Annotated in this window: 2 protein-coding genes; both read left to right on the top strand. The window is 72.5% G+C overall.

Annotation, left to right across the window (positions count from 1 at the left end):
* The coding region (locus tag ACF08W_RS34735; protein ID WP_392281740.1) for an SDR family NAD(P)-dependent oxidoreductase at window positions 1-3285 on the top strand (3285 nt) is incomplete at its 5' end.
* A gap of 65 nt (window positions 3286-3350) precedes the next feature.
* On the top strand, window positions 3351-10458 hold a 7108-nt coding region (locus ACF08W_RS34730), incomplete at its 3' end, for a type I polyketide synthase (protein ID WP_392281739.1).

Raw genomic sequence — 10458 nt, 5'->3', positions numbered from 1 at the left:
CGCAACCTGCGGCAGACGGTCGAGTTCGAGACGGCCGTGCGGACGCTGGTCGCGGAAGGATTCGGCACCTTCGTCGAGTCCAGCGCCCACCCCGTGCTCGCGATGGGGCTGGAGGAGACCATCGAGGACACCGGTGGCCGGGCCGTCGTCGTCGGTTCGCTGCGGCGCGACGAAGGCGGCTGGGGGCGGTTCCTGACCTCCGTGGGGCAGGCGTGGGCCCGAGGTGTGACGGTGGACTGGGCCGCCGTGCTGCCGCCGGTCACGGGGCGCCGTGCCGAACTGCCGACCTACCCCTTCCAACGGCAGAGCTACTGGCTGAACGCCACGCCTCGCACCGGTGATTGGACGACGGCCGGACTGGCCGACGCCGGACACCCGCTGCTGTCCGCCGCCCTCGAACGCGCCGACGGCGACGGAGTGGTGTTCACCGGCCGGCTGTCGCTCGACGGCCACCCCTGGCTCGCCGACCACGAGGTACTGGGCACCTCTCTCGTCCCCGGATCACTGTTCCTGGAACTCGCCCTGCACGCGGGAGAGACGACCGGCTGCGCGCGCGTCGAGGAACTGACCCTGCACGCCCCGCTCGCTCTTCCCGAGCACGGCGGCGTTCAGCTTCAGGTCACCGTCGGTGAGCCGGACAGTGAGGGCAGGCGCCCCCTGGGAGTGCATGCCCGCCCCGACTCCGGACAGGCCGATGACGGCGCACAGCCGTGGACCCACCACGCCGAGGGACTGCTCGGCCCCGACGGGCCGCCGGCCCCGGACGCCGCCCCGGACGACTCGGAGTGGCCGCCACGCGCGGCACAGCCGCTGTCCGTCGACGGCTTCTACGCGGAGCGTGCGGCCGAGGGCTACGGCTACGGACCGGTGTTCCAGGGGCTGCGGGCCGCCTGGCGGCTCGGCGAGGAGATCTACGCCGAGGTGGCACTGCCCGAAGAGGCGACGGACGGCGTCGCACGCTTCGGCCTCCACCCCGCGCTGCTCCAGACCGCCCTGCACGCCCTGCAGCTCCCGGCCGCCGAACGCCTCGTACCGGGGCCGGCGGACGGACCGGTGGTGCCGTTCATCTGGACGGGGGCGACCCTGCGGGCCTCCGGTGCCACCGCGCTCCGGGTCAGGATCGCTCCTGCCGCCGAAGCGGGCACGGTGTCCCTGGAGGCGTACGACCTCACCGGGGCCCCGGTCGCCTCGCTCGCGTCGCTGACGCTGCGTCCGGTGCCGCGCGAACAGCTCGCACGGCTCGCACGGAGCGGGGCGGGTGGCCGGAACGGCGATGCGCTGTTCGAGTTGGGCTGGGTGCCACTGCCCGCGGCGCAGAGCGCGCCACCCGCGTTCGAGGGCCGGTGGGCGGTGCTCGGCGAGGCACAGGCGTACGCGATCGCGGGACAGCTCAAGACGGACGGGCTGGACGTGGTGGAGTACGACGCGCCGCACGACATCGGGGACGAGGTACCGACAGTCGTACTGCTGCCGGTGGCGGGCCCGGCGGCCCACGGCGACGGAGCGGCCGGTGGCGGTGACCGCGGCGAGGACCTTGCCGCGCGGACCCACACCCTGCTCCTCGACGTGCTCGACACGCTTCAGGAGTGGCTCGCGGACGAGAAGTTCGAACGGTCCCGCCTGGTGGTCGTCACCCGGGGCGCGGTCACGGGAGTGCCCGGAGGACACAGCCCGGATCCCGCCACCGCGGCGGTATGGGGGCTGCTGCGCTCGGCGCAGACGGAGAACCCCGGCCGCTTCCTCCTCCTCGACGCCGATCCCGGCGAGTACGGCTCCCTCGCCGGGGCCGTCACCGCGGCCCTGGAGGCGGACGAGCCCCAGATCGCCCTGCGGTCCGGCCGGCTCCATGTGCCGAGACTGGCCCGGATCACGGCACCGCCGGCCGCCGCGAGCGCGCCCTTCGGAACCGGAACGGTCCTGGTGACCGGCGCCATGGGCACCCTCGGTGCCCTGGTGGCCAGGCATCTGGTGACCGAGCACGGAGTGCGGCGGCTGCTGCTGACCAGCCGTCGTGGTCCCGCCGCCGAGGGCGCCTCCGAGCTGAGGGCGGAACTGACCGGCCTGGGCGCGCGCGTACGGGTGGTGGCCTGCGACATGGCCGAACGGGAGGACGTGGCCACGTTGCTGGCGTCCGTACCGGCCGAGCATCCGCTGACGGCCGTGGTGCACACCGCTGGAGTGCTGGACGACGGCATCGTCGCCGGGCTGACCCATGAGCAGGTGGCCTCGGTACTGCGGCCCAAGGTGGCAGCGGCCTGGCATCTGCACGAGTTGACACGGGACTCGGACCTGGCCGCCTTCGTCCTCTTCTCCTCGGCCGCCGGCACCCTCGGCAGCCCCGGACAGGCCAACTACGCGGCGGCCAATGCCTTCCTCGACGGCCTGGCACACCACCGGCGGGCCACCGGCCTGCGGGCGCTCTCCCTCGGCTGGGGACTGTGGGCGGACGACAGCGGCATGACCAGTGCCATGAGCAGCGCCGATGTGGCCAGGATGGCCCGCTCCGGCGTGGCGCCGATGGCCGCGGACGCCGGACTCGCGCTCCTCGACGCGTCCTTGTCGGCGGACCGGGCGTACCTGCTCGCGGCGCGGGTCGACACCTCGGCCCTGCGGGCCGCCGCCACGTCCGGTCCGACGCCCGCCGTCTTCCGCGGCCTGGTCCGTACCTCGTCCCGCCGTGTCGTGAGCGACCAGGGCGGGCACCACGGAACCTCCGGCTCCGTCTGGGCGCGGGCGCTCGTCGGCCTCGACGTGTCCCAACAGCGGGAAAAGGTACTGGAGCTGGTGCGCGGCGAGGTCGCCGCGGTACTGGGGCACGGCAACCCGAACAAGGTGGAGGCCGACCGCGGGTTCAAGGACCTCGGTTTCACCTCGCTGACGTCCGTGGAGCTGCGCAACCGGCTGGCCAGCGCCTCCGGGCTGCGGTTGCCGACGACCCTGGTCTTCGACCACCCCACCCTCGAAGCACTCGCCGAGCGGCTGCGCGGCGAACTCGCCCCCGACGGCCACGACCCCGACACCTCCCTGCTGGCGGAGATCGAACGACTGGAGCGGACCCTGCTCGACCGGTCCGCCGCATCCGCCGCCCCGGAACCCTCCGGGCCCGACGGCACGGCGGTCGACGCGGCCACCCACGAGAAGATCGGCGCCCGCCTGCAGGCTCTGCTGTGGAAGTGGAACGACCTGCGCGCGGCACCCGATGAGACCGCCCTGGACGAGGACCTGACAGCGGCGACCGACGACGAACTGTTCGACGCCCTCGACGACGAGCTCGGCATCTCCTGAAGCAGTCATCTCCCGAAGCAGTCGGACCTGACAAAGACCTGGCCACCTTGAAGGGGTTTGCCGCCATGGCTCAATCGGCACAAGAGGAAAAGCTCCGCGACTACCTCAAGCGGGCGACGACGGAACTGAAGCAGGTCAGAAGGCGGCTGCGGGACGTCGAGGACAAGGACCAGGAGCCGATCGCCATCGTCGGCATGGGCTGCCGGTTCCCCGGCGGGGTGCACTCCCCGGAGGATCTGTGGCGGTTCATCGCCGCGGACGGCGACGCCATCGGCGACTTCCCCACCGACCGGGGCTGGGACCTGGCCGGGCTCTACGACCCCGACCCCGACAAGCCCGGCACCACCTACGCCCGCGCCGGCGGCTTCGTGACCGGCGCCGACCGCTTCGACGCGGACTTCTTCGGCATCAGCCCGCGCGAGGCGGAGGCCATGGATCCGCAGCAGCGGCTCCTCCTGGAGACGTCCTGGGAGGCGATCGAGCGCGCCGGTATCGACCCGGCCACCCTGAAGGGCAGCCGGACCGGCGTCTTCGTCGGCACCATCGCCCAGGACTACGCCCGCCGCCCCCAGGAGGTCCCCGACGGCTACGAGGGCTATCTGCTGACCGGCAGCACCACGAGCGTCGCCTCCGGCCGGGTCGCCTACACCTTCGGCCTCGAAGGGCCGGCCGTCACCGTCGACACCGCCTGCTCGTCCTCGCTGGTCGCGCTGCACCTGGCCGTCCAGTCGCTGCGCAGCGGCGAATGCGCACTCGCCCTCGCCGGCGGTGTCACCGTCATCACCGCCCCCGGCATCTTCACCGAGTTCAGCCGGCAGCGGGGGCTCTCCGAGGACGGCCGCTGCCGCTCCTTCGCCGCCGCCGCGGACGGCACCGGATTCGCCGAGGGCGTCGGACTGCTGCTGGTCGAACGCCTCTCGGACGCCCGGCGCCACGGGCACCCCGTCCTCGCCGTGGTCCGTGGCAGTGCCGTCAACCAGGACGGCGCCAGCCACGGCCTGACCGCGCCCAACGGGCCCTCCCAGGAGCGCGTCATCCGCCAGGCGCTGCGCAGCGCGCGGCTGTCGCCGGCCGACGTGGACGCGGTGGAGGCCCACGGCACCGGCACCGGCCTCGGCGACCCGATCGAAGCACAGGCACTGCTGGCGACCTACGGGCAGGGCCGGTCCGAGGAATCGCCCCTGTGGCTCGGCGCCGTCAAGTCCAACATCGGGCACACCCAGGCGGCGGCGGGCGCGGCCGGGGTCATCAAGATGGTGATGGCACTCCGGCACGAGGTGCTGCCCAGGACCCTGCACGTGGACCGGCCGACACCCCATGTCGACTGGTCGTCCGGCGCGGTGTCGCTGCTCACCGAGCCGGTGCCGTGGCCGGGGTCCGCCGACCGTCCACGCCGCGCGGGGGTGTCGTCCTTCGGCATCAGCGGTACCAACGCCCATGTCATTCTGGAACAGGCCCCGATGGAGGCCCCGGAAGACGCCCGACAGGCACCTGCCGCGGCCGCCCCCGCCGCGCGTGCGCCACAGCTGCCCTGGGTCCTGTCCGCGAAGACCCCTGCCGCGCTCCTGGGCCAGGCCGGACGTCTCCTGGAGCAGTTGACCGCCGATGACGCCCCGGCCGACAGCGCCGACATCGGGTTCTCCCTGGCCACCTCGCGCACCCGCTTCGACCACCGCGCGGTGGTCCTGGCCGAGGACCGCGACGGGTTCCTGCGCGGGCTGGAGGAGCTGCGCGACGGTGCCGTCTCCACCGCCGGGCTGGTCAGGGGCCAGGTTCCCGACGGCGGCGGCAGGACGGCCTTCCTCTTCACCGGCCAGGGCAGCCAGCGTCCTGGCATGGGCCGCGAGCTCCATGCCGCCTTCCCCGCGTTCGCACAGTTCTTCGACGAGGTGTGCGCGGCACTGGACCCACACCTGGAGCGCCCGCTGCGCGAGGTCATCGACACCGAACTGGTGCACGACACCGCTTACACCCAGCCCGCGCTGTTCGGACTGGAAGTGGCGCTGTACCGGCTGGTCGAGTCCTGGGGCATGGTGCCCGACCTGATGATCGGCCACTCGATCGGCGAACTGGTCGCGGCCCATCTGGCCGGGGTGCTGACCCTGCCGGACGCGGCCCGGCTCGTCGCCGCACGCGGAAGGCTGATGCAGGCGCTGCCGGAGGGCGGCGCCATGACCGCGGTGGAAGCCACCGAGGAAGAGGTGCGCCACCGCCTCGGCCCCTGGGCGGGGCGGGCCGACGTGGCGGCCGTCAACGGACCGTCGGCCACGGTGATCTCGGGCGACGAGGAGGCCGTCCTCGCCGTGGGCGCGGAATTCGCCGCGGAGGGCCGACGCACGCGACGGCTACGCGTCAGCCATGCCTTCCACTCCTCGCACATGGACGCGATGCTGGACGAGTACCGCTCCGTCGCCGAGGAGTTGACGTACTCCGAGCCCCGCATCCCGGTCGTCTCCAACGTCACCGGAAACCCTGCGCTGCCCGGCGAACTGGGCTCGGCGGACTACTGGGTGCGGCACGTCCGTGACGCGGTGCGCTTCCGTGACGGCGTCGCCGCGCTGCGCGCCGAGGGCGTCACCGCCTTCGTCGAGATCGGCCCCGACGCCGTGCTCACCGCGATGGCGGCCGACTGCCTCGCCGCGCACTCCACGGAGACCGGCGAGCACCACCCCGTCCACACCATCGCCCTCCAGCGCGGCGACCGCCCGCAGCCTGAGTCCGTGCTCACCGGCATCGCCCAGGCCTTCGTCCACGGCGTACCTGTCGACTGGCCCGCGCTCCACGCGGGGAGCACCGCCCGGCAGGTGGAACTGCCGACCTACGCCTTCCAGGGCGTGCGGCACTGGATCGAGTCCATGGCCCCGACCGGCGACCTCACCGCCGCGGGCCTGACCTCGGCCGGACATCCGCTGCTCGGCGCCTCGGTGTCCCTGGCGGACGGCGACGGTCTCGTCGTCACCGGGCGGCTCTCCCTGCGGACCCATCCCTGGCTCGCCGACCACACCGCCGCCGACGTCACCGTCCTCCCCGGGGCCGCCTTCGTCGAACTCGGCCTCAGGGCAGCCGACCTGGTGGGCTGTGACGGCATCGACACACTCGACATCACCGCCCCGCTGGTGCTGCCGGAGCAGGGTGCGGTGGAGATCCAGCTCGCCGTCGGCCCCGCCGACGACGACGGCCACCGGACGCTACGCATCCACTCCCGCACCGGGGAAGCCTCCCCGGCCGCGCCGGAGGACGAGGCAGGACGGGGCGAGTGGACCCGCCACGCCTCCGGCGTCCTCGCACCGGCCGGCCGCACGGCGCCGCCGGAACCGGAGCGCGGCGCCTGGCCGCCCCCCGGAGCCGTACCCGTGCCGGTGGCCGGTGCCTACGAGCGGCTGGCTGCCGGTGGTTACGGGTACGGGCCGGTGTTCCAGGGGTTGCGGGCGGTGTGGCGGCGGGGTGAGGAGACCTTCGCGGAGGTGGTGCTGTCGGAGGAGGCCGTTCAGGACGCGGACGGGTTCGGGATCCACCCGGCGCTGCTGGACGCGTCGCTGCACGCGCTGCTGCTCGGCCGGGCCGAGGGCGACGGTGCCCCGGCCGACACCCTTCCGCTGCCCTTCTCCTGGACGGGGGTCGCGCTCCACGCGACCCGGGCCCGGACCGTGCGGGTGCGCGTCGCGCCCGTCGGGAACGCCGAGGACGGCGGGTCGGCGGTCTCCCTCGCGATCCACGACCCGGCCGGTACACCCGTCGCCACGGTCGAGTCGCTGACGCTGCGGGAGATCCCCACCGCCCGGCTCGTCGTCGACACCACCGCCCGCCAGCGCGACCGGCTGTTCCACCTCGACTGGACCCCGCTCCCGCTGCCCACCGGCACCGCCACCACCCCGGCCGCCGGCTGGCCACGGCTCTCCGAGGCGGCGGATCTCGACGAGGTGCCCGACGTGGTGGTGCTGCCGGTGGTGGCGCCCGATGGCGAGGACGACCTCCCGACGCGGGTGCGGCAGACCCTGGCGGACGTGCTCGAAGCCGTTCAGGCATGGCTGGCCGACCCCCGCTTCGAGGAGTCCCGGCTCGTCGTGGTCACGCGAGGCGCGGTCGCGGTGGGGGCGGAGGACCCGGTCGCCGAGCTCTCCGTCGCACCGGTGTGGGGCCTGCTGCGCTCGGCGCAGACCGAACACCCCGGCCGCATCGTCCTCGCGGATGTCGACACCGACGACGACAGCGCGCACACCCTCCTCGGCCGTGCCGTCGCGACGGACGAACCCCAACTCGCCCTCCGCGCCGGCACCGTGCACGTGCCCAGGCTGGCCGGACTGCCCGACATCGCCGGCCAGGACGTCTCGTTCGCCCCGAAGACGGACGGAGACGATGGTCGTGGTGATGGCTGGACGTTGGTGACTGGGGCGACGGGGACGTTGGGTGGGTTGGTGGCGCGGCACTTGGTGGTTGGGTGTGGTGTGCGTCGGGTGTTGTTGGTGAGTCGTCGTGGTGTGGGTGCTGAGGGTGCTGTGGGATTGCGGGACGAGTTGGTGGGGTTGGGGGCCGAGGTGGCTTTCGAGGCGTGTGATGTGGGGGTGCGGGAGGAGGTGGTGCGGTTGTTGGCTGGGTACCGGTTGTCGGCGGTGGTGCATACGGCGGGTGTGTTGGATGATGGTGTGTTCGGGGGTCTGTCTTCTGGTCGTGTGGATGGTGTGTTGCGTCCGAAGGCGGATGGGGCGTGGTATCTGCATGAGTTGACGCGGGATCTCGGGTTGGTGGCTTTTGTTCTGTTCTCTTCGGTTGCGGGGGTGTTGGGGAGTCCGGGGCAGGCTGCTTATGCGGCGGCGAACACGTTTCTGGATGGGTTGGCGCGGTATCGGCGTGCTTGTGGTCTTCCCGCTGTCTCGCTCGCGTGGGGTCTGTGGGACGACACCAGCACCATGACCGGCAGCCTCGACCGGAGCGACCGCGCCCGCATCGGCCGGACCGGACTGCTTCCGCTCTCCGCCGACGAGGGCCTGGCGCTCTTCGACGCGGCGCTGAGCACCGGCGAACCGCTGGTGGTTCCCGCGAAGTTCGACCTTGCCGCGGCCCGTCGTGAACAGCTCCCCGTCCCGCCCGTGCTGCGCGCACTGGTACGTACGGTGCGCCGCACCGCCGTGTCCGGAACCGATCCGAACAGCACCTCGCTCGCCCACCAGCTGGCCGCGTTGCCCGCGCCGGACCGCGAGAAAGCACTCCTGGACCTCGTACGGACACAGGTGGCGACCGTGCTCGGACACCGCGCCCCGGGTCTCATCGACCTCGGGCGGGCGTTCCATGAGTTGGGGTTCGATTCGCTGACCGCTGTCGAGCTGCGTAACCGTCTCAATGTGCTCAGTGGTCTGCGGTTGCCCAGCACGGTGGTCTTCGACTACCCCAGCCCCCGTGCGTTGGCCGGTTTTCTCGGCGGTGAGCTGTTGGGGGCGGGGCGGACGGGTGTGGTGGAGGGGGTGTCGGCGGGGGTTGCCGTCGAGGACGATCCGGTGGTGATCGTGGGGATGAGTTGCCGGTTCCCGGGTGGGGTGGGTTCGCCGGAGGAGTTCTGGAGGTTGTTGGAGGGGGAGGTGGATGCCGTTTCGGAGTTCCCGTCGGGTCGTGGGTGGGATGTCGAGGCGCTGTATGACCCGGATCCCGAGAATCCGGGGACGTCGTATGTGCGGGAGGGTGCCTTCCTGCACGAGGCGGACGGGTTCGACGCGGGCTTCTTCGGGATCAGCCCCCGCGAGGCACTGGCCATGGACCCGCAGCAGCGCGTGCTGCTGGAGGCGTCCTGGGAGGCCTTCGAACGGGCCGGCATCGACCCCGGAACGCTCGCGGGAAGCCCGACCGGAGTCTTCGTCGGCGCCATTGCCCAGAACTACGCGCAACGAATGGGCGCCGCACCGGACGGTGTGGAGGGCTACCTCGTCACCGGCAACACCAGCAGCGTGGTGTCCGGCCGGGTCTCGTACACCTTCGGCCTGGAGGGCCCGGCGGTCACCGTGGACACGGCGTGCTCGTCGTCGTTGGTGGCGTTGCATCTGGCGGTGCAGGCGCTGCGCAACGGCGAGTGCGACCTCGCCCTCGCCGGCGGCGTCACCGTACTCGCCGACCCGGCGACCTTCGTGGAGTTCAGCCGGCAGCGTGGTCTGGCGGTGGATGGCCGGTGCAAGCCGTTCGCGGGTGCGGCGGATGGTACGGGGTGGGGTGAGGGTGTGGGGTTGTTGCTGGTCGAGCGGTTGTCGGACGCGCGTCGTCGGGGGCATGACGTTCTGGCGGTGGTGCGGGGCAGTGCGGTCAATCAGGACGGTGCGAGCAATGGTCTGACGGCGCCGAACGGTCCGTCGCAGCAGCGGGTGATCCGCCAGGCCCTGGCCGGTGCCGGGTTGTCGGCGGTGGATGTGGACGCGGTCGAGGCGCATGGGACGGGTACGCGGTTGGGCGATCCGATCGAGGCGCAGGCGTTGCTGGCGACGTACGGGCAGGGTCGTGCGCCGGAGCGGCCGCTGTGGCTGGGTTCGGTGAAGTCGAACATCGGGCACACCCAGGCCGCTGCCGGGGTGGCGGGGATCATCAAGATGGTGCTGGCGATGCGGCACGGGGTCCTGCCGAAGACGCTGCATGTGGATGAGCCGTCACCGCACGTGGACTGGTCGACGGGCGCGGTCTCGGTGTTGTCCGAGGCGGTGGAGTGGCCGGAGACGGCGGAGGACCGTCCGCGTCGGGCGGCCGTGTCGTCGTTCGGGATCAGCGGGACCAATGCCCACGTCATCCTGGAGCAGGCTCCGGCGGTCGAGGCGGTCGACGACGACGCCGTCCAGGACGACCACGGCCCCGTACCGCTGCTGCTCTCCGCCAGGAGTGAGGAAGCCCTGCGCGCCCAGGCGGACCGCCTGCGCACCCTGCTCGCCGGTGACGGGGCGATCTCGCTCCCCGACGTAGGACACGCACTGGTGACCCGACGCTCGCATCTCGACCACCGGGCCGTGCTCGTCGCAGAGGACCGTACGGAAGCGCTGTCCGCCCTTGAGGCGCTGAGTCTCGGTACGTCCGCTCCCGGTGTGATCACCGGCAGCGTGACGGACACCCGGGGCCGTGTTGCCTTTGTGTTCCCTGGTCAGGGGTCGCAGTGGGTGGGGATGGGTGCGGAGTTGTGGGCGGTTTCTCCGGTGTTCGCGGAGTGGA

This window comes from Streptomyces sp. NPDC015144 (assembly GCF_043079735.1).
Classification (GTDB): domain Bacteria; phylum Actinomycetota; class Actinomycetes; order Streptomycetales; family Streptomycetaceae; genus Streptomyces.
The sequence above is the reverse complement of the archived record's forward strand: the minus strand, read 5'-3'. Positions and strand labels throughout refer to the sequence as shown.